The sequence below is a fragment of the Capnocytophaga cynodegmi genome (genome assembly GCF_002302475.1).
Taxonomy (GTDB): domain Bacteria; phylum Bacteroidota; class Bacteroidia; order Flavobacteriales; family Flavobacteriaceae; genus Capnocytophaga; species Capnocytophaga cynodegmi.
Genome location: NZ_CP022378.1, coordinates 416,246 through 439,178, shown reverse-complemented (window position 1 = coordinate 439,178; position 22,933 = coordinate 416,246). Strand labels below are relative to the sequence as shown.

At 32.1% G+C, this 22,933-nt stretch carries 27 protein-coding genes and 2 pseudogenes; 14 read left to right on the top strand and 15 right to left on the bottom strand.

Features of this window, described 5'->3' with window-relative positions; translation table 11 throughout:
- Nucleotides 1-10 precede the first annotated feature (10 nt).
- From CGC48_RS02065 to CGC48_RS11690, 14 genes and pseudogenes are all read left to right on the top strand, one after another.
- Complete coding sequence (locus tag CGC48_RS02065) at nt 11-895, top strand: TssN family type VI secretion system protein (RefSeq protein ID WP_098028267.1); 885 nt, start codon at nt 11-13, stop codon at nt 893-895.
- Nucleotides 896-1,327: 432 nt separating this feature from the next.
- Entirely contained in the window at nt 1,328-2,077 is a 750-nt protein-coding gene (locus CGC48_RS02060; RefSeq protein ID WP_041992182.1) for a DUF6261 family protein, read from the top strand.
- A 23-nt stretch (nt 2,078-2,100) separates the two neighbouring features.
- The gene (gene tssD / locus CGC48_RS02055) at nt 2,101-2,526 is read left to right on the top strand and encodes a type VI secretion system tube protein TssD (protein ID WP_098028266.1); all 426 of its coding nucleotides are present in this window, start codon (nt 2,101-2,103) and stop codon (nt 2,524-2,526) included.
- Between the two features lie 12 nt (nt 2,527-2,538).
- Nucleotides 2,539-2,964, top strand: a complete 426-nt coding sequence (tssD, locus tag CGC48_RS02050; RefSeq protein ID WP_098028265.1) for a type VI secretion system tube protein TssD — start codon at nt 2,539-2,541, stop codon at nt 2,962-2,964.
- A gap of 12 nt (nt 2,965-2,976) precedes the next feature.
- Nucleotides 2,977-4,059: a hypothetical protein gene (locus tag CGC48_RS02045; protein WP_098028264.1), complete on the top strand. Its 1,083-nt coding sequence runs from the start codon at nt 2,977-2,979 to the stop codon at nt 4,057-4,059.
- Nucleotides 4,034-4,489 carry a hypothetical protein gene (locus tag CGC48_RS02040; RefSeq protein ID WP_098028263.1) on the top strand — a complete coding sequence of 152 codons (456 nt, stop codon included), beginning with the start codon at nt 4,034-4,036 and terminating at the stop codon, nt 4,487-4,489. Before CGC48_RS02045 ends, CGC48_RS02040 begins: the two co-directional genes overlap by 26 nt.
- Nucleotides 4,490-4,536: 47 nt before the next feature.
- On the top strand, nt 4,537-4,785 hold the full coding sequence (locus CGC48_RS02035) for a hypothetical protein (RefSeq protein WP_098028262.1): 249 nt from the start codon (nt 4,537-4,539) through the stop codon (nt 4,783-4,785).
- Nucleotides 4,733-5,224, top strand: a complete 492-nt coding sequence (locus CGC48_RS02030) for a hypothetical protein (protein ID WP_198537147.1) — start codon at nt 4,733-4,735, stop codon at nt 5,222-5,224. The genes CGC48_RS02035 and CGC48_RS02030 overlap by 53 nt, the downstream gene beginning before the upstream one ends.
- A 435-nt stretch (nt 5,225-5,659) precedes the next feature.
- Entirely contained in the window at nt 5,660-6,070 is a 411-nt protein-coding gene (tssD, locus tag CGC48_RS02025) for a type VI secretion system tube protein TssD (RefSeq protein ID WP_317045459.1), read from the top strand.
- A 12-nt stretch (nt 6,071-6,082) separates the two neighbouring features.
- Nucleotides 6,083-6,514 (top strand): annotated as a pseudogene (gene tssD / locus CGC48_RS11820) (type VI secretion system tube protein TssD).
- Between the two features lie 74 nt (nt 6,515-6,588).
- Nucleotides 6,589-7,461, top strand: a complete 873-nt coding sequence (locus tag CGC48_RS02020) for a hypothetical protein (RefSeq protein WP_157909844.1) — start codon at nt 6,589-6,591, stop codon at nt 7,459-7,461.
- Between the two features lie 16 nt (nt 7,462-7,477).
- The gene (locus tag CGC48_RS02015) at nt 7,478-8,089 is read left to right on the top strand and encodes a hypothetical protein (RefSeq protein WP_098028258.1); all 612 of its coding nucleotides are present in this window, start codon (nt 7,478-7,480) and stop codon (nt 8,087-8,089) included.
- Nucleotides 8,090-8,093: 4 nt separating this feature from the next.
- Entirely contained in the window at nt 8,094-8,426 is a 333-nt protein-coding gene (tssD, locus tag CGC48_RS02010; RefSeq protein ID WP_157909909.1) for a type VI secretion system tube protein TssD, read from the top strand.
- A 12-nt stretch (nt 8,427-8,438) separates the two neighbouring features.
- Nucleotides 8,439-9,005, top strand: a complete 567-nt coding sequence (locus tag CGC48_RS11690) for a hypothetical protein (protein WP_098028256.1) — start codon at nt 8,439-8,441, stop codon at nt 9,003-9,005.
- On the opposite strand, the pseudogene CGC48_RS11815 reads toward CGC48_RS11690, so the two are convergent.
- The 15 genes and pseudogenes from CGC48_RS11815 to clpB all read right to left on the bottom strand — a co-directional run.
- Nucleotides 8,918-9,115: pseudogene (locus CGC48_RS11815) on the bottom strand (RtcB family protein); the annotation flags it as partial. The gene CGC48_RS11690 and the pseudogene CGC48_RS11815 overlap by 88 nt on opposite strands.
- A 21-nt stretch (nt 9,116-9,136) precedes the next feature.
- Entirely contained in the window at nt 9,137-9,712 is a 576-nt protein-coding gene (locus CGC48_RS02000; RefSeq protein ID WP_098028255.1) for an RNA 2'-phosphotransferase, read from the bottom strand.
- Nucleotides 9,709-10,233: a hypothetical protein gene (locus CGC48_RS01995; RefSeq protein ID WP_098028254.1), complete on the bottom strand. Its 525-nt coding sequence runs from the start codon at nt 10,231-10,233 to the stop codon at nt 9,709-9,711. The genes CGC48_RS02000 and CGC48_RS01995 overlap by 4 nt, the downstream gene beginning before the upstream one ends.
- Before the next feature lie 20 nt (nt 10,234-10,253).
- Nucleotides 10,254-10,562 carry a hypothetical protein gene (locus tag CGC48_RS01990; protein ID WP_098028253.1) on the bottom strand — a complete coding sequence of 103 codons (309 nt, stop codon included), beginning with the start codon at nt 10,560-10,562 and terminating at the stop codon, nt 10,254-10,256.
- Between the two features lie 128 nt (nt 10,563-10,690).
- Complete coding sequence (gene prfH, locus CGC48_RS01985; protein WP_098028252.1) at nt 10,691-11,374, bottom strand: peptide chain release factor H; 684 nt, start codon at nt 11,372-11,374, stop codon at nt 10,691-10,693.
- Nucleotides 11,353-11,949, bottom strand: a complete 597-nt coding sequence (locus CGC48_RS01980; RefSeq protein WP_098028251.1) for a hypothetical protein — start codon at nt 11,947-11,949, stop codon at nt 11,353-11,355. The genes prfH and CGC48_RS01980 overlap by 22 nt, the downstream gene beginning before the upstream one ends.
- A 12-nt stretch (nt 11,950-11,961) precedes the next feature.
- Nucleotides 11,962-12,726 carry a hypothetical protein gene (locus CGC48_RS01975; protein ID WP_098028250.1) on the bottom strand — a complete coding sequence of 255 codons (765 nt, stop codon included), beginning with the start codon at nt 12,724-12,726 and terminating at the stop codon, nt 11,962-11,964.
- 358 nt (nt 12,727-13,084) lie between these two features.
- Complete coding sequence (locus CGC48_RS01970; protein WP_098028249.1) at nt 13,085-13,444, bottom strand: diacylglycerol kinase; 360 nt, start codon at nt 13,442-13,444, stop codon at nt 13,085-13,087.
- Nucleotides 13,445-13,467: 23 nt separating this feature from the next.
- Nucleotides 13,468-14,175 carry a polyprenol monophosphomannose synthase gene (locus CGC48_RS01965; protein WP_098028248.1) on the bottom strand — a complete coding sequence of 236 codons (708 nt, stop codon included), beginning with the start codon at nt 14,173-14,175 and terminating at the stop codon, nt 13,468-13,470.
- Between the two features lie 81 nt (nt 14,176-14,256).
- A complete protein-coding gene (locus CGC48_RS01960) occupies nt 14,257-15,519 on the bottom strand; it encodes an aminotransferase class I/II-fold pyridoxal phosphate-dependent enzyme (protein WP_013997110.1) in 1,263 nt (420 codons plus the stop codon).
- Nucleotides 15,520-15,807: 288 nt separating this feature from the next.
- Nucleotides 15,808-16,575 carry an outer membrane beta-barrel protein gene (locus CGC48_RS01955; RefSeq protein ID WP_098028247.1) on the bottom strand — a complete coding sequence of 256 codons (768 nt, stop codon included), beginning with the start codon at nt 16,573-16,575 and terminating at the stop codon, nt 15,808-15,810.
- Between the two features lie 9 nt (nt 16,576-16,584).
- Entirely contained in the window at nt 16,585-17,700 is a 1,116-nt protein-coding gene (locus tag CGC48_RS01950) for a PCMD domain-containing protein (RefSeq protein ID WP_098028246.1), read from the bottom strand.
- A gap of 260 nt (nt 17,701-17,960) precedes the next feature.
- Nucleotides 17,961-18,959 carry a PLP-dependent cysteine synthase family protein gene (locus CGC48_RS01945; RefSeq protein WP_098028245.1) on the bottom strand — a complete coding sequence of 333 codons (999 nt, stop codon included), beginning with the start codon at nt 18,957-18,959 and terminating at the stop codon, nt 17,961-17,963.
- A 104-nt stretch (nt 18,960-19,063) separates the two neighbouring features.
- Nucleotides 19,064-19,939: a succinate--CoA ligase subunit alpha gene (sucD, locus tag CGC48_RS01940; protein ID WP_098028244.1), complete on the bottom strand. Its 876-nt coding sequence runs from the start codon at nt 19,937-19,939 to the stop codon at nt 19,064-19,066.
- A gap of 212 nt (nt 19,940-20,151) precedes the next feature.
- Nucleotides 20,152-22,734 (bottom strand): ATP-dependent chaperone ClpB, encoded by a 2,583-nt coding sequence (clpB, locus tag CGC48_RS01935; protein ID WP_098028243.1) that lies wholly within the window; start codon nt 22,732-22,734, stop codon nt 20,152-20,154.
- Nucleotides 22,735-22,933 lie beyond the last annotated feature (199 nt).

Here is a 22,933-nt window from a genome sequence, read left to right as displayed (position 1 = left end):
AAATAAAATAATGAATACATTTTTACAGAAACTCATTACCTCACAACTGCTCATTCCTATCATTACTGTACTATTAGGAATTGTTGTAATTTTCATTGCTAAGAAAAATCAATTACTGAGTGATAAAAAAGCTGTTTTTTATGTTCTTTTATCTTCAGTAATATTTTCTTCACTTGGCTTATTAGGATATTTGCAAGTTGATTTTATGCCCTATGCATATATTGCACTACAAGTATTTTATCTGATTATGGGGTATTTTAATTATCGTTTATATGATGTTTATATAAAAACATTGAAAGGAAGTCCTTTTTGGAAAAAATTTCTTGTATTGCTAATCCAAATACTGATTAGTGGTGCCTTATTTTCTCTAATTTTTAATTTAGTAAATGATTTCAAGTACGGAATTTGGGCAAGTACTTGCCTTGTTTCACTATTCATTGCACCATTTTTTATGCAAACCTTTCAATCCTATTTGAATATACCAATTGAAATCTATAAAATGAAAATATACGATGGAACAAATAAAGGAACACCAGTAGTACCCATTGATACTGGAGCGTTATTAGTATATGAAATAGAAGTATATAAAACTACAACAGATGAAAAACCTACCCGACTCAAAGCAAAATCAACTAAGGAAATGATTTTAGGAGATTGGTTTGAACTTATCCTATCTGACTATAATCAGCGTAAATTTTCAGCTCCTATTGAGTACTATAATTTAGAAGAACCATACGGATGGGTCTTCTATACAAAACCTTCATTCTTTTTGCCACGAAAATATATTGACCCTGATATGTCATTCCAAGAAAATAAACTTTCTGAAAAACAACTCATCATTGCAAAAAGAGTAAGAGAACAAAAGAAAGTGATAAATGATGATGTATTGTTATAAAAAATATAACATATGGTAATAAGAAACTATATGTAATCACTTTAAAATATAAATTTAGTTATTATGGAGTACTTTCTAATTATAATATTGCAATCAATATTTTAGTTAGAAAGTATTTTGTTTTATAGAAATGAGTCCATATAATAGTTAGGAAGTGTTTCAAATTAAAATATTTAATATAATATGCTATTTAGGAAGTAGTCTGAAATAAAATATTTAATGTAATATAGTAATTAGGAAGTATTCCGAAATGAAATATTTAATCTCATTTTACAAGTTGGAAGTACTCCAAAATAGAAAATGGATATAAATATATTAGTTTGAAGTAAATGAAAAATAACAGACAATATCAAATATATAGATTTAATTCATATGAGTACTATAATAATTAATATTATAATATAAGTAATAACTATTTAAAATCATAAAACTATGTACACAATTGTAAAAGTAAAAACAATCAGCTTAAATTCATTAAATAATAATGAATATTCGCAATTTCTGAAAAGTGTTGAAAATTTGGTAGAAGTAGCAACAACTGAAAAACTTGCTGTCAAAGAAGATGTATTTAGTTCATTCAAAGAGCACATCAAATTATTGATTGATGCAACTAATCAAAGTAAATCAAGGCACGAAACTAAAAAATTGAATGAACTTAACAAAAGGCGTAATGAATTAGTTATTTATCTTTTATCTGTTTTTAGAGTAGAATCAAAATCGACTATGCAAAATAAAAAAGAAGCAGGAAGTATGCTTTATAGTCAAATGAAATCATATTTAGGAATTTCAAAACAACCTAATCGACAAAAGACAAACATTATTGATTCAATGATTCAAGATTTATCAAAAACAGATAATTCTAAGCATTTGAAAGTGTTAGGAGTAAATGATGTTATAACCGAACTTACTGAAGTAAATAAGCAATATAGTAAACTTACTGAAGAACGTGCTGAAAATCAAGTAAAGACAGTACTACCTAGCGTTAAAGAACTTCGTAAAACTACAGAAAAACAATATGACCTTATTACTAATTGGGCGTATGCAAGTAGTCTTATCACTCCTTCAGATGAAGCAACTACATTTGTAAAAATGATAAATAAGCTAATTGATGATACGGTTTCGTTAAGGAAACAGCGTATGGGTATGCTTAAAAAAATAAAACCAGAAGAAAAATCACAATAAATACAAATTAAAATCATAGAATTATGTACGGATACAGAACATTTTTAAAAATTGGAGATACTGAAAATATAGATTTTATAAGTATCTTAAAAAATGGATATGAGTTAAGTAATTTTTCATATTCACTTATTCAACCTGCTGACGAACAAGGAAAAGCACAAGGTGAAGTACAAGGAGGTACTATGCAACTTACATTTAATGGGTTTCCCACTGATGAACTTCTTGATTGGATGATAAATCCAAGAAGACATAAAGATGGAATTATTATTACCTATGGAGAAGATAATGCTTCAGTGATGCGAGTATTCTTTAAAAAGGCTTTTTGTATTGATATGAATATTAATTATATCCATTCAGGTAGTCAGTATCTTAGTGTGCAATTTATAGTAAGTGCTCAAAGTTTAAAATTTGGAGAAGAACAAGTACAAAGAAATTGGTTAAACGTTTAAATTTTTAAGAATATGAATTTTTCAGATATAACAAATTATGCAATGAAAATGATACAACCTGATGCTAATTTAAAAGTTGTACTTATTTTTCAAGGAAAAGAATATGAATTAGAACAATTCAATCTTCAGCTTTCACAAGATGTTGATTATAAAGGAGAGCCACAGAGTGAAGTTTTTGGGGGTACAATAGTGTTAAAACTATTACAATTTCCTGATAATATACTATCTTACTGGGCTACAAATCAATTTTTGAAGAAAGAAGGAGAAATCGTATTTCGTAATGGTAGTTCCTCTTCACCTTTGAAGGTAAAGTTCAGTAATGCCTATTGCTTGGAAATGCACCAGAATATTAATCAGGGGGTAGAAACCATCTTAGTAATTTCAGCTGAAAGTCTTCTTATCAACGGACAACCCTATCACAATAATTGGACAAAGTAAAACTACTGCAGTATGAACCGACGAAAAATATATATCACTCCAGAGCAGTATCAGTTTTACTTGCAAACAGGATTTCCTTACGAAGGCTATGTGATAGGTTTAGGCTATGCCTATATTGAATATCAGCAAATACCTTATCGAAGGGTACTTAACAAAGAGCAAGTAAACCAACTCTCGCAAATAGGATTTTCAAAGATTTGTAAATTGCAAAGGTTAGATACCTCTGACAAAGCTATTTTAGAGAGTTATGGAGAAAATCTATTAGACCAAGTCATAGAAGAACGTAACGGAAAGTTATATGTAAATATGGGTGATGGTACTATAGTTGAAACATCAAAAAATAGTGAAATACAACTGAATATATTAAATAATAATGAGTATTCTGTTACAGTTAAGGAAGCAAACTCACCCAATTACAAGCAAGTGATAGGAAACACTTCAGACTTTATTGAGCAAACTGCTCTTGGGGAAAGAAGAAAAGACTTATTAAAAAAATTATCTCTTACAGTAGGTTCATCTTCTTTAGGATTATCTTTATATGAAACTTTTAGATATAATAAGAAATTATATAAAGTTACTAAGGGTCCTAATAAAGGAAAGCAAGTAGATATATATAAGAGAACCAAAAAAGGAGAAATACAACTCAAAAATAACAAACCTCAATTTCGATCTAAACAAGCAAAATGGCACTATACTAAAGGGAGATTACTAAAAGCTGGAGGAACAATATTAAATATTCTAAATCTTGGAATCGTTATGTACGATATAAGTGAGAATAATTATAGACCAACATTTAAACAAAAACTTGATTTAGCAGTAGCTATATTTGCATTCGTTCCTAATTTTGGTTGGATAGTATCTGGAATTTACTTTATATTAGATGCATTTGGGGTAATTGATTGGTTAATAGAAATGTTTAGAGAGGAGTCAAATTATGAATTTGACTATATTGAAGTACCTAAAACACGAGTAGTAGAAGAGGTATATTTTGAAGAATTCTCTGATACAAAATTATTAGGTGATTGGAGAGATAGAGAGATTAACATAAATATTCCAATGTTAAAAAACAATGAACAAGAAAGAATTAAAAAATAAGGAAAAAACAAAGTTGAAAAGCTTTAGAGATATTATTCAGTATTTGTATTATCGATTTAGTTATTTTTATGAAAAGAAAGAAAGTCCCACTGGAGCAGAAATAAGAGGTTTTTCGGTTTTAGGAACTCTTTTTGTTATTAAATATTTTACAATTCTATTCTTTCTTAATGTAACTTGTTTATCTATATACGTAGATAAAATACTAAAAGTAGAATCCAAATTAGAGAAATACATAAAAGTAATTATATCTCTTATTATTATATTAGGATTAGTATATTATGCTATAGGTAAACCAACATATTGGATACTTAGAACCCGTTTTAATGAAGAACCAATCAATCAACGTAGAAAGAGAGGTTGGATTATAGTAGGTTATATTATTTTTACGATTATCTTATTTGTCTCTTCTATTTATGTTAATCAAAAATAAATAGAAGTAATGCATTAATTTCATTAATAGCAGGAAGTTACTTTTTATTGGATGTTACAGGAGTAATAGATTGGGTAATAGAACAAACAGGCTTATCTCCAAATCAGCAAATTCTTTCAAAAGAAACTATTAAGAGTATTTTCAGTAAGAAAAAAGAGGAAAAAGAAATCTTTCCTTATAAAGAGTACACTCCTGTAAAAGATAGAATACCTTCTAATAATAACTCAATGAAAAAATTAATGTATGAAATCAATCAAAAAGAACAACTCCCAAGATTACCATATTGTGAAGATTAAAAATTTTAGAGAAGTAGTACAATATATGTACTATCGATTTAGTGAATACTATAAAAGAAAAGAAGGATTGTATTCATCATACAAATTTAGTGGTTTTTCTCTATTGGTTATTATTATATATTTTAATTTTCTTTCAATAATAATCCTTTTTTATAATACTTATATTGGTAATTATATTGATAAATTTCTGGATTTTCCATTTACCCTTTCTGAAAATAAATTAGTAGGTAGGCTACTATACAGCATAGGATGGTTTGCTATTTTTTCATATCTTACTTACTTATTACTTGGAAAAATATCTTATGAAGAGATTTATGATAAGTTCCAAAAGGAAACTCCCAAACAGCGTAAGAAAAGGAAATGGTTTATAATTGCTTATATGATATTAAGTGCTATAACTTTTCTTGTTCTTGCTACTATTAAAAATTGGGATTCATAACATAAAAAATACTTACATATTCAAAAAAATATCTTTTTATAATTATAAAACTATTATAACTTAAAGTATTTGATACAATATACTATTTATGAAGTATTTCAAATTAGAATACTTAATACAATATGCTATTTAGGAAGTGTTCCAAATTAAAATATTTAATATAATATGCTATTTAGGAAGTAGTCTGAAATAAAATATTTAATGTAATATAGTAGTTAGAAAGTATTCCGAAATGAAATATTTAATCTCGTTTTACAAGTTGGAAGTACTCCAAAATAGAAAATGGATATAAATATATTGGTTTGAAGTAAATGAAAGCCAAAAGATAATATTAAAAATATAGATTTGATTTATTTGAAAGCTATACTAATTAAATTTATAATATAATTGATAACTATTTAAAATTAAAATAATAAAACTATATAGTGATACAGAATATTTTCAAAACTTAGAAATATTCAATCGCTTGACATTGGTAGTCTCTTAAAGTCAGGTTATGAATTAAGTAGTTTTTCTTATGCTTTGGAACAGCCTACTGATTTAAAGGGAAAAGCACAAGGTGAAGTTTGTGGTGGTACGTTACAACTAACTATTGATAGTATTCCATCAAATGAAATCATAGAATGGATGCTTAATCCAAGAAGATACAGAGAAGGAGTTATTACTACTCTTGGGGAAGATAATGCTTCAATAATGCGAATTTTCTTTAAAAAGGCAGCTTGTACAAGAATGCAAATGAAATATATATCAAAAGGAAAAGGATTTTTTAGTTTACATATTCAATTAGAAGCTAAAAATCTTATATTTCCAGAAGGAGAAATAGAAAATAAATGGTTAAATGTATAAAATTATATAGTTATGAGTTTTTCAAATATAGCAAATAATGCAATAGGACTATTTCAACCTGATGCTAATTTAGAAGTATTTCTAATATTGAATGGTAAAGAATATGAACTTAGTCAATTTAATTGTGATTTTGTACAACATACGGATATAAAAGGTGAGCCACAATCATAAATTAAGGGAGGTAAGTTAATAGTAACAATAGAACAATTTCCAGACAATCAAATTTTTTATTGGGCTATAAATGAATTCTCAAAGAAAAGTGGTGAAATAGTATTTCGTAATAAAACTAGTTCAGCACCTTTGAAGATAAGTTTTAAAAATGCGTATTGTGTGAACTTACAACAAACAATAAGTAATAGTATTGGTGCTTCTACTAGTTTTGTTATTTCTTCGGAAGAATTATATCTTAATGATAATTTATTTGATAATGGTTGGTATAATTAAATACTTAAAGAATGAATAAGAATAATTTCAAACAAAATTTTATAAGTTCTTCTTTATTTTCAAGTTATTGCCAAATGGGTAGAGCTTATGAAGGATTTGTTATAGGTAAAGGTTATGCTTGGGTAGAATTTCAAGCAATTTATTCTCAAGACTATATTTTAACCCCTAAACATTATATTTCAGGTACAGAAGCTACAGAAGGAACTATATTTAATGTACAGCACTTAGATAGTTCTGCTGAATGTGTGTCATTAAGCTTAGGATATGAATTATCTAATTCTTATCCTGTTGAGTCTCCACCTTATGATAGTCATTATGAGGGAGAGAAATGGTGGACATCAGACCAAGAATATCTTTTTGTAGGAAATAATCGTGGAGGTTGGAATTGTTACCGTAAGGGAGATATGAGTAAATCTATTTTTGAAGTACTATCTGAGGTTGTAGTATCTCCTGAATCATCTCAATATCCTTTATTAGAAGATAGTATGTTTTCTTTAAATGTAGGAATAAATTCTATTTCTACCTATTACATTTATGGAGCGAGATATTACAAATGGAATAATGTATGGCATAAAACTAAAACTAGAGGTATTTCTAATAGATTTCAATCTCGATGGAATAATAACGGGGCGAAATCTTGGCGAAACAAACAAGTAAAAACAGTACAGAAAGCAATAGATAGATCTAAAAAAGTCACTAAAGCAGGTTGGGTACTTTTAGGTGCAGATATGATAATGTCTGGAGAAGCTAGAGCCTCACATTATATAAGTGGAGGAATGTTAGCTCTATCATCAACAGGCATAGGTTCTATTATTGCAGGAGCTTGGTTTTTAGTTGATATGGGAACTGGAGCTTATAATTACTTTGTAAATGATGAATTTGAAACATTATCAGATATGATTGATAATAGTGTAGGAACAATTGAAGTATATGAAGGATTATATTAAACTAAAATTATAAACTATGATAAAAAGTAAATTTAAAAGAGATGTATTATTTTATATATCAGGTATGATATTCGTAATATTTGTATTTACCTTATTTTTTAGAAAAATATTAAATAAAGATATTATTAATATTGAACATGTATATATATTATTGTTTATAATCTCTTTATACATTCTTTGTCTTAACTTCCTAAAATATATTCGTATTATTAAACTAGATAAAAAATTCTTAACTTATTATTCTCTTTTATGTCCCTTTGGCAAAACGATATTTTTAGATGAATACATAGGTAAGATAACTATACAAGAAACAGGCAGTTCAGGAAGTTATGAAGTTGTGTATTTAGTTAATAAGCAAAATAAAACAGCTTTCAAGATAATGGGCTTACATTATAAAAACTTTGATGAAATGAAGAAAGCCATCGCACTCCCCGAAATCAAAAAGCATTTATCTGCAAAAGAGTATTTTCAGTTATTATTTACTGGCGTATTAGATTTATCAAAAGTTCAAAATAAGAAAAGTTCAGAATTTAGTATAAATAAATTTTTAGGTATTTTTATAACTATTGCTTTGATAGTATTTCTAATTGGTATGTTAATTAAAGTTTTTACAAAGTTTATGAGTTAAAGATATCAGTAATTTATATTTTTTTGTTTGGTTCAATATCACGGATATAAACGGAGAGCCACAGAGTGAAGTTTTTGGGGGTACAATAGTGTTAAAGCTATTACAATTTCCTGATAAAGTACTCTCTTACTGGGCTACAAATCAATTTTTGAAAAAAGAAGGAGAAATCGTATTTCGTAATGGTAGTTCCTCTTCACCTTTGAAAGTAAATTTCAGTAATGCCTATTGCTTAGAAATGCACCAGAATATTAATCAGGGGGTAGAAACCATCTTAGTAATTTCAGCTGAAAGTCTTCTTATCAACGGACAACCCTATCACAATAATTGGACAAAGTAAAACTACTGCAGTATGAACCGACGAAAAATATATATCACTCCCGAGCAGTATCAGTTTTACCTGCAAACAGGATTTCCTTACGAAGGCTATGTGATAGGTTTAGGCTATGCTTATATTGAATATCAGCAAATACCTTATCGAAGAGTACTTAACAAAGAGCAAGTAAACCAACTCTCACAAATGGGATTTTCAAAGATTTGTAAATTGCAGAAGTTAGATACCTCTGACAAATCTATTTTAGAGAGTTATGGAAAGAATATGGAATATTTTAAGTTAGAAAAACTTATTCAAGAACATAATGATAGGTACTTAATAAATACAGGAAATGGCAAAATAGTTGAAGCTTCTAAAAATAGTAACATACAAATCAAGATTAAAGATGGAGATGAATACGGAATCTTAATTAAAGATTTGTCTACACTTAGTGAACATCAAGTGATAGGAAAAACAAAAGACCTTGTTCAGTATGCAAACTTAGATAAGGAATCTTCTTCAGCGATTTGCCCAAAGGTCAGATGTTTTTCAAACGCTTTTGGATTTGCCAGAATTTCTTTTAATAAAGATTTTATATACGCCTGATTTTTGTTGTTAAAATTGCGTTTCATCACTTCTAACGCTACATTAACCGATTGATTGTTAGGATATCCTAACTTTAATATATCTTTTCCTTTTAATTTTAAATTTCCCATTGTTTGTTTTTCAAATTATTTTCACTCCACAAGTTTGTTATAAGGATTTAAAAACCTTGCAGGAACTTCATCAGTAAGCCAAACACCATTTTCCGAAAGGTAAAACAAATACCCCTCGCTGAGCATTTTGTGAGTATCTATCTGAAAAACAAAAACTTCTCCGTGTCGGCTACCTACTTTTTGAGCGGTTTCCACATCTTTACTCAAATGTACATATTGTCTATTTTGTTTCTGAATACCTTTTTTATAAATACTTTGCACAAAACGTTGAGCTGTGCCGTGATACAAAATGACGGGAGGTTTTTGCGGAAGTAACTCCAAATCCACCGAAACGGAATGACCTTGATTGGCTCTAATTTTCGTAAAATCAGATGAAAAACTATAACGTTGCTTGTCGTCTGAGACTACAATTTCTTTGAGAATATTCAAATCAATATCAAACTTTGAGGAAAGTTTTTTTATTAAGATACCAGTATCTGTCCACCCGTTTTTGTCAAGGCTAATACCGATAACTTCAGGGCTGTGTCGCAACACCAAACTGATGAATTTACTTATTTTCTTGTAATTTTCTCTATTTTTTAATTCTTTCTTTTTCATTTTTCTACTAAATTGTCTATTTCTGCATATTCCTCTTCATCAAAATAATCGTCACAAATGGTTTGATATTTTTTGATGAGTGATTGCAAGGCATTTTTGTAGCCCAAATCCCATAAAAGTAAGGCAGCGTGATACACGATTATTTCATCAGTATAGCTTTTATTTTCAGAATATTGTACAATCAAATTTTTCTCAATAAAATCAAAAGTTTCCGCTATCATCTCTGATTTTAACTCAGGATTTTTGATAAAAAAAGTAATCAATCCTATACGCGTACAACATTCGTGCATAATGCTTGTGCCAAGCCAAGATTTCCAAACTTGCATTAGTACTTCATTATCAATGTAATAGTTATTCATTACATCTAACAGAAAATTCGTTTTTAATTTGTTATATTGTTGTAAATCTAATTTTGTATTCAGATATTCAACTTGCTCATTGATAGGGAGTTTCCGAAACTCAAAAAACAAACTATTCTTTTCTTCTTGTAGTTCTAACATTTGTGCGATATAGTCTTTCATTTTTCTTAATTTTAAATTTTTCACTGTGTAATGTTTTTGATAATCGCTTGATATTCCGCTCCTCTGTCAGGATTTTCTTCGGATAAAATTGCGAATAATTTTTCTATTTCAAGCATTACTTTTGTCTGATAACTTTCTGCTTCTGATTGTGTTGAGAAAAAATCGGTATGCATAAATTCTCCGTACACACCCAGCGTTACAGAAAAAGGAGCGGTCAATCCGTCTTTTTCTATTGTTATTCTGGCTCCGTTGCTGTGTTCCAAATCGGAAATAATAATTCCCTCTTCTGAACCTCGTTTTCCTATATTTTTTCTATCATTTTTCCACATTTTTGTAAAGGTTAATTGTCAATGGTTAATGATTTTTTGGCAAAACTACTGACAAATGCTTACGCCATCAAGAAATGAGTGTCTACAAAGTGTCTACAAGAAGAAAATTAATAACTGACAATTAGCAATTATTCATCAAAATCAATTTTCTTATTTTTTGTTCGTTCTTTTTTGTAAGATTTATCCACAAAATTCCGTTTGAAATCTATTCCGTGAAAGGTGCGAACCGCGTTGCCTCTCGCCACTTGCTGATGATTGTTCCACTGATTTTGAGCTTGTTGTCTGAATTTCTCCAATTCAAAAAGTTGTAATTTTTCTTTAATTCGGACGATGGCTAACTTCTTGTTTTCCAATTGTGAACGCGTATCTTGCACAAAAACACTCACCCCCGAAGGCTGATGCGTTGCCCTCACTGCCGAATTTACTTTGTTCACATTCTGTCCGCCACTGCCTTGCGAACGTACCATTTGAAATGAAATATCACTTTCACGGAAAGCTATTTTTTCTGATGGAGAAAGCTCATAAACACCAATAAACCAGTTCGACCGCTGGTGAAATTTCCTAAAAGTAGATTTTCCTACCCAACAAATCGAGCCGAGCCAATTCTTTAAAAAATCTTGTAAATTAGTTCCTTTCAAAAGAAGTGTGACAGATTTTAAGGTTAAGTTTTCGTCACCTTCTTCTCGGTGGAGGATTTCTGTTTGTATGTTATTTTCTTTAGCTTCTTGCAAAAAGATTTTCAGTATTTTAGCGACTACCCATTGGCATTCCAAAGGTCCTTTTCCTGAAGTTATTTGTATGATTTTTTCCATTTTTCTAAAATTTTAAGTACAATTTCTTTATTTTTCTTGATTTTGATAAAAGTCGGCAATTTTGCTACCATTGTCATTCCTTCTCGAGGACGCAAATCCGAACTGATGTAATTTTCCATTTCCAGCAAATGTTTGTCGTTTTTTGCCCAAAACAAATTCCCACGAACATTCTCCTGAAAGAAATAGGGCAGACCGAAAGTATTATCACACATCAGTCCGTTTACTTTATCGGTATAAAGTGTTGAATAATTGGGTTGATAACGAGGCTTTACGGAGAGTAAATTATCACATTTTCGGCATTTGATATTGATTAAAGATTGTTTTTCTTTGACATCTTGGTATGTCAGTTCAATATTGTTGCCACAAAATGGACAATTGAGTTTAACAATCAAATTAAAAAGTGATAAATCACCACTTTTTTTGACTAAACCACAATGATTGCACTTCAAAACTGAATGATTTGGGAAAGTTTCGCCTGTATTATGGATAATAGCATTTTTTTGACAATTCGGACAAACCACCCAAGTTCCGTTTTCCCAAAGATGAGTGTATTTTTCTTTATATATCTTTTTCATTTTCAATTTCTTTTAAAAAGTTTCTTCAAAAATAGAAGCAATTTCGATAGCAGAAAGCCTCATTTTTGATAAATTATTGTTTTTTAAGTTGTTGTATTTGTATTTTTCCTTTCCTTTTTTCTTCTCAACACCTTTCCAACCATAGCTTCTACCAACTATTTTCTTTTGTATGATGCCACGAACTTTATGATTATCCAGAAGTTTATCCAACTGAGCAAGTTCTCGCTCCAAATCCAAATCCAGTGGACGATAATGTGTTATCATATAAGGTTTTACACGTAACACAAATCGCCAAGGGTCTCGAAATTCGTAGTAAGTTTCAAAAACTTTCCGATGCGGATTGTATTCTTCGGTTTTCACAAAATACATCTGTTCCTTGTAGTTGAATTCCAATTTTTTATACTTTGGAAATTGCCATTCGATAATTTTGTGTAATTTTTGTTCGCATGGAACTTGTATTTTTTTACCTCGTTTTCGTTTCTTTTTCAGAAATTTACGATTGTCGGAATATTGATAAGTGTTGATTTTCTCCAAAATTTGATTGAAAAAATCGGCACTTCTACTCCGAGCGATGTCGTCCCGAAGTGCAAAAAAACGCACAAATCCCTTTTGATAAGGTTCAGGTAGCGGAACCAGAGGAATGTCTCGCTTCTGATTCCAAAGTTTTCGCCATAGTTTATTTTGCTGACGAATGTATTTCTCGAAAGCCTCTTTTATCAATCTTTTTCGTGTTCTAAGGCTTCTTAATCGAGAGTTTTCTATATATGAATTTCCCATTTTTCTTTGTTTATCAATTGATTAAAAAAAGATTTTGGGAATTATTTTGCAATAAAACTTTTTCTTTATGATAAATTTTATCCAAGAATTTGGATAAGCAGGGGGGAGTGTTATAAGCAAAATAAAAACCCGAAATCTGCTGACTTCGGGTTTTGTATATTTCGTTATACTATTTTTCTAAGAATATGCAACAACACGAAGTCGTGCCACTGAGAATGACAGACAAACGGAGGTATTTTGAATGAAATTAAGCATTTTTACTTCGTGTTTTTTTATGTTAAACAATTATCTTTTTGTGTAAATCGCGGCAAATGTAAAATAACTTGTGAAAATGACAAAATTATTTTTGATTTTTTTTTTAAAAGAAATAGGGATAATAGAGAACCGCTAAAACAATTGTTGCAGTGCCTACAGCAAAACCCACAGCACCAGCAGAAATATCCTTAATAGTTCCTATTTTTTTGTGATAATCTGGGTGGATAAAATCACAAATTTTTTCGATTGCCGTATTGAGGCTTTCAATTGTTAAAACAATGCCACAACAAAGAATCTGAATCATCCATTCAGTTCTTGAAATTCCAAAATAAAATCCTACAAAAAATAGAAGTAGTGTAACAAATGTATGTACAAATATTGGTGGCTCTTCGCGAATTAAGTGCCAAACCCCTATTAATACATAATATAAACTCTTGATTCTTCGATTAATAAATGTAATCATCTTATTAAAGTAAGTGGACAAAGTTAAAAAATATTTCGCAATTTCATAGCTATCACACCCCAAATGGCTTCTTTGATGATACTTCCATTCATTTTAGATCTTCCTTTTGCCCTGTCTATAAAAATAATAGGTACTTCTTTGATTTTAAAGTTTTTAAGGAAAGATTTATATTTCATCTCAATTTGGAATGCATATCCCACAAACTTGATTTCATCAAGGTTAATACTTTCAATTACCTTTCGAGAATAACAAACAAATCCTGCTGTTGGATCGTGAATTTTCATTCCTGTGATAATTTTTACATACAGAGAAGCTCCGTATGAGAGCAAAATACGAGAAAGAGGCCAATTTACCACATTTACTCCCTTAACATATCGTGAACCTATTGCTATATCACTTCCATTTTGGCTACATTCAGCGTGTAAACGCAATAAATCAGCTGGATTGTGCGAAAAATCAGCATCCATTTCAAAAATATAGTCGTAATTATGCTGTAAAGCCCACTTAAACCCGTGAATATATGCTGTTCCAAGCCCTTTTTTTTTTGTTCTGATTTCTAAAAACAATCTTTCAGGGAATATCTGCTGTAATTCTTGCACTTTTTTAGCTGTTCCGTCAGGAGAATTATCATCTACAATCAAAATATGAAACTTTTCGGATTGGCTAAAAACCGCTCTGATGATAGCTTCAATATTTTCAATTTCGTTATATGTGGGAATGATTACAAGCATTCGTAATTTGTATGGATACTTAATTAGTAAGGGCGAACTGTAATTCGCCCTATTATTATTTTTGTATGATGTAGTTAATTGCTACATATGTCCCATTTGCTCCGCTAAGGCTGCGTTTTGCTCACGATATACACCGCTTTCCAATTTCTCACGGATAGCAGAAAAAGCATTAAGCGTTTCTTCAATGTCTTTCATTGTGTGAGAAGCCGTTGGAATCATTCTCAAAAGAATCATTCCTTTTGGAATTACTGGATATACTACAATGGAAAGGAAAATACGGTAGTTCTCGCGTAAATCGTTTACCATTGCCATAGCTTCAGGAATGCTTCCCTCTAAGAAGACAGGTGTAACACACGTGTTTGTATCGCCAATGTTAAATCCTCTGGATTTTAGTCCGTTTTGGAGTGCGTTTACATTGTCCCAAAGTTTTTGTTTTAACTCTGGCATCGTGCGAAGCATTTCCAAACGTTTCAAAGCCCCTTTTACGTAAATCATCGGCAAGGCTTTAGCAAACATCTGCGAACGCAAATTGTACTTCAAATAGTCGATAATTTCTTTATCTCCCGAAACAAAAGCCCCAATTCCTGCCATTGACTTGGCAAAAGTAGAGAAATACAAATCGATTTGGTCTTGAACGCCTTGCTCTTCACCTGCTCCTGCTCCTGTTTTTCCGAGCGTTCCGAAACCGTGAGCGTCATCTACCAAAATACGGAAACCATATTTCTCTTTGTATGAAAGGATTTCTTTAAGTTTTCCTTGTTGTCCGCGCATTCCAAAAACACCTTCAGTAATTACCAAAATACCTCCGCCTGTAGTGTCGGCAAGTTTCTTAGCTCGTTCAATGTTTTTAGCAAAACTCTCTACGTCATTATGTTTGTAAGTAAATCGTTTTCCGAAGTGAAGACGAACCCCATCAATAATACAACCGTGCGAATCCACATCGTACACAATCACATCGTTTTTCGTTACCAACGCATCGATGATAGAAACCATCCCCTGATAACCGAAGTTAAGCAAGTAAGCCGCTTGTTTATGCGTAAATTCAGCTAAGTTTCTTTCTAACTCTTCGTGCATTGACGTGTGTCCACTCATCATTCTAGCTCCCATTGGGTAAGCAGCTCCGTACTCAGCAGCAGCTTCGGCATCAACTTTACGAATTTCAGGGTGATTTGCCAAACCTAAATAATCGTTGATACTCCAATTTAGGATTTCTTTTCCTTGAAATTGCATTCTTGGTCCTAATTCTCCCTCCAATTTAGGGAAAACATAATACCCTTCGGCGTGTGATGCCCAACGACCGATATTTCCTTTATTCTCTTTTATGTGTTCAAATAAATCTTTCATATTTATTTAATTTTTCATCGTTTTTGAGGGACAAATTTAAGAGTAAATTTTTATTTACCATTTAATTTTTCATAAAGTTCTTAAAGTCTATCTGCTTTTAACATTATTTTTCTTTTAGAATTATCCCTTTTAATAATGTATTTTTGTTTTAAGTTGTTGATTTAAATTGTATTATCTTTTTTTGAGAGGTCAATCAACTGTGTATGTTTTTATCGTTTTGATGAACTTGTTTTACTAAAAATTTATTAAATCAATCACCTTTTTTTCTCTATATTTTTAGTAAATAATTTAGAAACTATATCCGAAACCTAAATTCAGATATACATTGTGCAAACTGAAAGAAATAGCTTCAAAATTTGGATTTAGTAAACTATTGAAGCTGTATGTGATTTCTGGGAAAAAGCAAAATTTATCATTTAAATACCATTCTGCTCCTAACAAAGCTCCCCATTCTGTTTTCTGAATTTTATCAGAAAAATCATATTTAGCTTGTTCGTTCTGCTCAAAACTTATTTTTGCTCCAATGGGAGTATCTTGTCGTAAATAACCCTCTGATACAGAACCTTTAAATTGTTGATAAATGGCTCTGCTGAAATATCCACCTGTGTAAAGATTCCATCTATCAGAAATTCTGTAAACTACCGAAATAGGTAAACTAATATATGAGTTTATAACTTCAGTTTTAACCATTCCTGTATAGTAACCTCGTATCTTTTCTCCTGATTTTTCAATCTCAGTGATGTAGTTTTTTACTTGAGCTTTTGTTTCCATTCCCTTTCTTTCAGAACGGATTCCTAAGCGTATTCCCCATATTTTCTCGTCAGAAAACCATTTAGTTGTATTGATTTCTGCTCCCAAAAGTATCATAGGGTTATAACTTTCTATCTTTCGGATTTCCCGAGGAATACCTATTGGAGCACTGCCTCCAACGCTGAAATTAGCTCTTATTTGGTAATCAATATTAGTGTTAAAGAAGTGATTTTTTGATGTTTCTGCTTGTTGTGCATTACACATAATCCCTGTTAGCAGGGCAATTCCAAGTATTATTTTTCTCATAAAATTAATTTATTCAGTGATAATTTGTATTTCATCTATATATAAAGTACTACCCACAGCTCCGTTAAATACGTCGCCTTCAATGCTGGAAGTCAGTACAATAGTAAACATATATTCGGATTCGGGATTGAATTTCTTCCCATCAATATTCTCAAAAAATAGTTCAAATGGTGTCCATTCATTAGTTTCAATTCGTTGTTCGGGCTTTAAACGTGCCACACTAACTATTCTCGGGTCTTTAAAAGCGTGGTTTCCGTATAGAAAATTATCCTTTTCGGTTTTTTCAAATAATATAGCATAAGCGTCCCACGTATCGCGTGTTAGGTTTGTTCCTCTCTTGGTTATCGTTAGATTTTCACCAGCAGAATATTTAAAATAACCTTTAATAGCTTTAGGTGCTTCCTTGAAGTTATAGTTCATTCCAAACTTTGTTGATTTAATAATTGGGAAAGTTTGTTTGAACGTTCCTAAGAAAAGATTTCCAGCTGCTAGAGGAGTTCCAAAAAAATCTCCTAAAATACCCGTACTTTTTGTCTGTAACTTTATACCATTTCCTCTATATCCATCAGGAATTTGTGCCGAAGGATATACAGCAGGAGTGAACTCTTCTCCCTTTTTTAATAAGTTCTTTGCTAATGTATTATAACCTTCATTAGCAGTAGCCCAGTCATATCTTTTTTGTTCTTGAAGTATTTCGAAGAATTTATGAAAGTGTCCTTCTGGGTAAGTTGTGTTAATAGTTTCTGCATTTTCAAAAGAATAATGTCGAAGAGCAGTGTTATTATCAACAACAAAAGATACGCTATATTCTTTTTTCCATTCTCCATTTTCGGAGATAACAGTATACTTCTGAGGCTTACTAAAATCTAATTCAGTGCTATTATTTGGATATATTGTAGCACCTTTGCTAAGCTCAAATTTTGGAGAGAATAAGTAATTTCCGTTGAATTCTTTTAGCGTGAAAATAATTGAACTATTTTCGATAATAGGTTCAGAACGAAGCATTTTTTTTGCATCAGGAATAGTTGCATTTTCAATATCAGCTTCAAGATTAGCTCCTTCTTCTCTGATACAAGAACTAATAAAAACACTTGTGATTAATAGTAAAAATAAATAATTTCTCATAAAAATATATTTAAAATAAAATAATTGAAATCAAGATAGTTAAGTTGTTAGTATATGTATTTATATTTTGATATTTATAACTCATAAAAAATGTATATATATCTTTTTGAAAATATATATACATTTTTACTATTTTATATACATATCTTTTAGAAGATGTATATATGTTTTGTGTTGTTTTTACTTTGTTGTTGATGAAAATTATATCTATAAGATTGATTTTTGTATAAATATCTACTTAAGATTTTTATATTTTGTTGTTATAAAAAACCTTGTTTTTTCATCCATTCATCGCTGTAAATTTTACTCATATAGCGGGAGCCGTGATCAGGAAAAAGGATAACAACTACGCTGTTTTCGTCAAAAGAGCCTTTTTGAGCGAATTTTTCTGTTGCCACAAATGCCGAACCGCTGGTATATCCGCAGAAGATTCCTGTTTCGGTGGTGATTTTACGGGCAGCCAAAGCACTTTCTTTATCGTTTACTTTAACGAATTCATCAATAATATCGAAATCAGTTGCAGTAGGAATCATATTCTTACCTAATCCTTCTACTTGATACGAGTGTAATTCATTTGGGTCAAATTCACGAGTTTCGTGATACTTTTTAATAGCAGAACCTTCGGCATCAACTCCTAAAACTTTTATATTCGGATTCTTTTCTTTCAGATAACGTCCTATTCCAGATATAGTTCCGCCTGTTCCACTACAAACCACCACATGTGTGACTTTTCCAGAGGTTTGTTCCCAAATTTCTTTTCCTGTGGAGTGGTAGTGAGCATCAATATTTTTCTCATTGAAATACTGATTAATGTAGATAGAATTAGGAGTTTCCTTGTGCAGTCGTTCGGCAGTTTTGTAATATGAGCGAGGATCATCAGCAGGAACGCTTGCAGGGCAAACGTGTACTTCTGCTCCCATAGCTTTTAGCATATCTATTTTATCTTGCGAAGATTTATCGCTAATGGCTAAAATACATCGATAACCTCTGATGGCACTAATCATCGCTAAGCTAAAACCTGTGTTGCCAGATGTATTTTCAACGATTGTTCCGCCAGGTTTTAATTCTCCATTGCGTTCCGCTTCATCAATTAAATAGAGAGCGATGCGGTCTTTTGCTGAATGCCCTGGATTGAAGGCTTCTACTTTAGCAAAGTAACGTCCTTTTAAATTTTTTGTGATTTTTTCTAAAGAAACTAAAGGAGTGTTTCCCATTAGTTCCAAAACGTTGTTGTAATATTGTATATTATCTGTTTGCATTTTTTATAAGTATGTACTTGATTTAAAGTGTTTTTAGGTTGAAACAAAAAATAAAAGCAGAAGTTCCTTATTTTGAATTCTGCTTTTGCATATATTTTGAAAAATTACTTTCTAATGACTTCAGCTACTTTTTCTCCAATTTTTGCGGGAGAATCAACCACGTGAATACCGCATTCTTTTAATATGCGTTTTTTAGCTTCGGCAGTATCATCAGCTCCACCTACGATAGCACCAGCGTGTCCCATCGTTCTTCCTTTTGGTGCAGTTTCTCCCGCGATGAATCCTACCACTGGTTTTTTATTTTCGTTAGCTTTAATCCAACGTGCTGCTTCAGGCTCCAACTGACCTCCAATTTCTCCAATCATCACGATGCATTCTGTTTCAGGGTCATTCATCAATAACTCTACGGCTTCTTTAGTGGTTGTTCCAATGATTGGATCGCCTCCAATACCGATAGCAGTTGTAATGCCAAGTCCTTGACGCACAATTTGATCAGCAGCCTCGTATGTTAAAGTTCCTGATTTTGAAACAATACCTACATTTCCTTTTTTGAATATAAAGCCTGGCATAATACCTACTTTTGCTTCTTCAGGCGTAATTACCCCAGGGCAATTAGGTCCTACCAAACGACAATCTCTTCCTTTTATATAATTAGCTACTCGAATCATATCAGCTACAGGGATTCCCTCAGTAATAGTAATAACTACCTTTATTCCTGCATCGGCTGCTTCCATAATAGCATCAGCTGCAAAGGCTGGCGGAACGAAAATAATAGAAACATCGGCTCCAGTTTCTTTAACAGCTTCTTTAACAGTATTAAAAACAGGCTTTCCCAAATGAGTTTGTCCACCTTTTCCTGGCGTAATTCCTCCGACTACATTTGTTCCGTATTCAATCATTTGTTCAGCGTGAAAAGTTCCCTCACTCCCTGTGAAACCTTGTACAATTATTTTTGAATTTTTATTAACTAGTACACTCATATTCTTATGCTTTAAGTACTCAGCAAAACTATACTTTTTTATTGAAATTTCAAAATTATTTTTGAATAGATATTGAAAGCTAAAAAAATGATATCAATTTTGATTTGTAAATTTCCTAAAAAGAGATGATTATGAATTGAGGTATAAAAACAAAAACTTTGCCGAGATTTTACTTCAGCAAAGTTTTGTTTCACTATTCATTTTTCAATTTTCTAATTTCTGAAAACTAATTGATTATCAAAGGCATCTAACAGAATGGTTTTGTCTTTGTGGATGTTGCCACTCAAAATTTCTTTGGATAATCGGTTGAGTACCTCTTTTTGAAGTGTTCGTTTTACGGGACGAGCTCCAAATTGAGGATCAAAGCCTTTTTCTGCCAGATAATCAATCGCTTCATCGGTAGCGTCGAGCAAAATATTTTCACGAGCCACCATTTTAATGATAGAACGCAATTGCAAACGTACAATGCTTCGGATATTTTCGCGAGTGAGTGGTGTAAACATCACAATATCATCAATTCGGTTAATGAACTCAGGACGAATCGATTGCTTCAATAATTTCAAAACATCATCTTTGGCAATTTCAGTGGCTTTTTCAAGGTCGTTCGCGTATTTTTCAAAACTTTCTTGTATCAAATGGCTGCCAATATTGGAGGTCATAATGATAATTGTATTTTTGAAATCGGCAGTACGCCCTTTGTTGTCTGTAAGTCGTCCTTCGTCAAGTACTTGTAACAGAATGTTAAACGTATCGGGGTGAGCCTTTTCGATTTCGTCCAGCAAAATTACCGAATAAGGTCTTCGGCGAACGGCTTCAGTAAGTTGCCCACCTTCATCGTATCCAACGTATCCCGGAGGCGCTCCCACCAATCGGCTTACGGCGTGGCGTTCTTGATATTCACTCATATCAATACGCGTCATAGCATTCTCATCGTCAAACAGATACTCGGCAAGAGCTTTGGCAAGTTCAGTTTTTCCGACCCCAGTTGTACCCAAGAAAAGGAACGAACCGATAGGCTTTTTCGGGTCTTGTAAACCTGCTTTGCTTCGGCGGATAGCATCGGAAATGGCTTCGATGGCTTCCTCTTGCCCTACGACACGTTTGTGCAGTTCGCTTTCTAATTTCAGCAATTTTTCGCGTTCGCCTTGTAACATTTTCGTTACAGGAATTCCTGTCCATTTGGCAACTACTTCGGCGATATTTTCCGATGTAACTTCTTCTTTTATAAGTGAATTTCCTTGTGCTTCGTCTAATTTTTCTTGAAGAAGTACTAATTTGTCTTGAGCTTCTTTGATTTTTCCATAACGAAGTTCGGCTACTTTGGCATAATCGCCCTCGCGTTCAGCTTTTTCAGCTTCGAGTTTGTAATTTTCGATGGCTTCTTTAGTGGTTTGCACCTCGTCAATCACATTCTTTTCGCTTTGCCATTTGGCGAAAATAGCGTTTCGCTCTTCCTTCAAATTGGCTACATCGGCATAAAGCATTTTGAGTTTTTGTTCATCATTTTCACGCTTAATGGCTTCAATTTCAATTTCTAACTGCATTATTTTTCGGTCGAGAACATCCAATTCTTCGGGTTTCGAATTGATTTCCATACGCAATTTTGCAGCGGCTTCGTCCATTAGGTCGATGGCTTTATCGGGCAGAAAACGATTGGTTATATAACGCTCGGAGAGTTCAACGGCGGCAATGATAGCTTCGTCTTTGATGCGAACTTTGTGATGCGTTTCGTACTTTTCTTTAATTCCGCGAAGGATAGAAATAGCACTTTCTGTATCGGGTTCTTCTACCATAACTTTCTGAAAACGACGTTCTAAGGCTTTGTCTTTTTCGAAATATTTTTGATATTCGTCCAATGTTGTAGCTCCGATTGCACGTAATTCGCCTCGAGCCAAAGCAGGTTTGAGAATGTTGGCAGCGTCCATTGCTCCTTCGCCACCACCAGCTCCCACAAGCGTATGGATTTCGTCAATGAAAAGAATGATATTTCCGTCTGAAGAAGTAACTTCTTTTACAACGGATTTTAGTCGTTCTTCAAATTCGCCTTTGTATTTCGCACCTGCAATCAAGGCTCCCATATCCAAAGAATAGATGGATTTATCTTTCAGATTTTCAGGAACATCTCCTTGAACAATACGATGAGCTAATCCTTCGGCGATGGCAGTTTTCCCTACACCAGGTTCTCCTACGAGCATTGGGTTGTTTTTGGTTCGTCGGGAAAGGATTTGCAATACACGACGGATTTCTTCATCACGCCCAATCACAGGGTCAAGTTTGCCGCTATCCGCCATTTGATTCAGATTTTTCGCATATTTGTTAAGCGAATTGTAAGTTTCTTCTGCGGAAGCCGAAGTTACGCGTTCGCCTTTACGCAATTCCTGAATGGCTTTTTCAAGGTCTTTTTCTTTAACGCCTTGGTTTTTAAGAGATTGTCCTATCTTGCTGTTTGACTTAAAGATAGCTAAAATTAAATGCTCGATAGAAACGTATTCGTCATTCATCTTTTTGGCGATGTTAGCCGCCTCGTTTAGCATTGTGTTTGCTTCGCGTGAGAGCGACATTTGTCCGCCACTAACCTTTGGAAAACTTTGTAAGGCAGTTTCTAACACTTTTGAGAGTTGCTCTCTGTTGATATTTAGTTTTTTAAGTAAGAAAGGCAATACGTTTTGGTCAACTTCTTCAATGGCTTTGAAAAAGTGTTCGTTTTGCAGTTCTTGATGTCCGTAACTTTGAGCAATTTGCTGGGCTCGTTGTACGGCTTCTTGCGATTTGATGGTATAATTGTTAAAATTCATAGTCCTAATGTTTTTGTGTGTTCGGTTACGTATAGTCAATTTTTATACCATTGAAAAATAAATGACTTTTTGTCTTGTTTTTAAATTGATAACTCAATATGTTAAAAGTAATTTTTTATTTTAGATGTCTGTATAATAGTTTTTTATTTAGATTGTTATTTTTGTTACATATTGTTTTAATGATGACTTTTTGTCATGT

What these genes read in the sequence shown, in the direction of transcription:
- CGC48_RS02065 (WP_098028267.1), top strand. Translation starts at nt 11, where the DNA reads ATGAATACATTTTTACAGAAACTCATTACCTCACAACTGCTCATTCCT.
- CGC48_RS02060 (WP_041992182.1), top strand. Translation starts at nt 1,328, where the DNA reads ATGTACACAATTGTAAAAGTAAAAACAATCAGCTTAAATTCATTAAAT.
- tssD (WP_098028266.1), top strand. Translation starts at nt 2,101, where the DNA reads ATGTACGGATACAGAACATTTTTAAAAATTGGAGATACTGAAAATATA.
- tssD (WP_098028265.1), top strand. Translation starts at nt 2,539, where the DNA reads ATGAATTTTTCAGATATAACAAATTATGCAATGAAAATGATACAACCT.
- CGC48_RS02045 (WP_098028264.1), top strand. Translation starts at nt 2,977, where the DNA reads ATGAACCGACGAAAAATATATATCACTCCAGAGCAGTATCAGTTTTAC.
- CGC48_RS02040 (WP_098028263.1), top strand. Translation starts at nt 4,034, where the DNA reads ATGAACAAGAAAGAATTAAAAAATAAGGAAAAAACAAAGTTGAAAAGC.
- CGC48_RS02030 (WP_198537147.1), top strand. Translation starts at nt 4,733, where the DNA reads ATGAAATCAATCAAAAAGAACAACTCCCAAGATTACCATATTGTGAAG.
- CGC48_RS02020 (WP_157909844.1), top strand. Translation starts at nt 6,589, where the DNA reads ATGGGTAGAGCTTATGAAGGATTTGTTATAGGTAAAGGTTATGCTTGG.
- CGC48_RS02015 (WP_098028258.1), top strand. Translation starts at nt 7,478, where the DNA reads ATGATAAAAAGTAAATTTAAAAGAGATGTATTATTTTATATATCAGGT.
- CGC48_RS11690 (WP_098028256.1), top strand. Translation starts at nt 8,439, where the DNA reads ATGAACCGACGAAAAATATATATCACTCCCGAGCAGTATCAGTTTTAC.
- CGC48_RS02000 (WP_098028255.1), bottom strand. Translation starts at nt 9,712, where the DNA reads ATGAAAAAGAAAGAATTAAAAAATAGAGAAAATTACAAGAAAATAAGT.
- CGC48_RS01995 (WP_098028254.1), bottom strand. Translation starts at nt 10,233, where the DNA reads ATGAAAGACTATATCGCACAAATGTTAGAACTACAAGAAGAAAAGAAT.
- CGC48_RS01990 (WP_098028253.1), bottom strand. Translation starts at nt 10,562, where the DNA reads ATGTGGAAAAATGATAGAAAAAATATAGGAAAACGAGGTTCAGAAGAG.
- prfH (WP_098028252.1), bottom strand. Translation starts at nt 11,374, where the DNA reads ATGGAAAAAATCATACAAATAACTTCAGGAAAAGGACCTTTGGAATGC.
- CGC48_RS01980 (WP_098028251.1), bottom strand. Translation starts at nt 11,949, where the DNA reads ATGAAAAAGATATATAAAGAAAAATACACTCATCTTTGGGAAAACGGA.
- CGC48_RS01975 (WP_098028250.1), bottom strand. Translation starts at nt 12,726, where the DNA reads ATGGGAAATTCATATATAGAAAACTCTCGATTAAGAAGCCTTAGAACA.
- CGC48_RS01970 (WP_098028249.1), bottom strand. Translation starts at nt 13,444, where the DNA reads ATGATTACATTTATTAATCGAAGAATCAAGAGTTTATATTATGTATTA.
- CGC48_RS01965 (WP_098028248.1), bottom strand. Translation starts at nt 14,175, where the DNA reads ATGCTTGTAATCATTCCCACATATAACGAAATTGAAAATATTGAAGCT.
- CGC48_RS01960 (WP_013997110.1), bottom strand. Translation starts at nt 15,519, where the DNA reads ATGAAAGATTTATTTGAACACATAAAAGAGAATAAAGGAAATATCGGT.
- CGC48_RS01955 (WP_098028247.1), bottom strand. Translation starts at nt 16,575, where the DNA reads ATGAGAAAAATAATACTTGGAATTGCCCTGCTAACAGGGATTATGTGT.
- CGC48_RS01950 (WP_098028246.1), bottom strand. Translation starts at nt 17,700, where the DNA reads ATGAGAAATTATTTATTTTTACTATTAATCACAAGTGTTTTTATTAGT.
- CGC48_RS01945 (WP_098028245.1), bottom strand. Translation starts at nt 18,959, where the DNA reads ATGCAAACAGATAATATACAATATTACAACAACGTTTTGGAACTAATG.
- sucD (WP_098028244.1), bottom strand. Translation starts at nt 19,939, where the DNA reads ATGAGTGTACTAGTTAATAAAAATTCAAAAATAATTGTACAAGGTTTC.
- clpB (WP_098028243.1), bottom strand. Translation starts at nt 22,734, where the DNA reads ATGAATTTTAACAATTATACCATCAAATCGCAAGAAGCCGTACAACGA.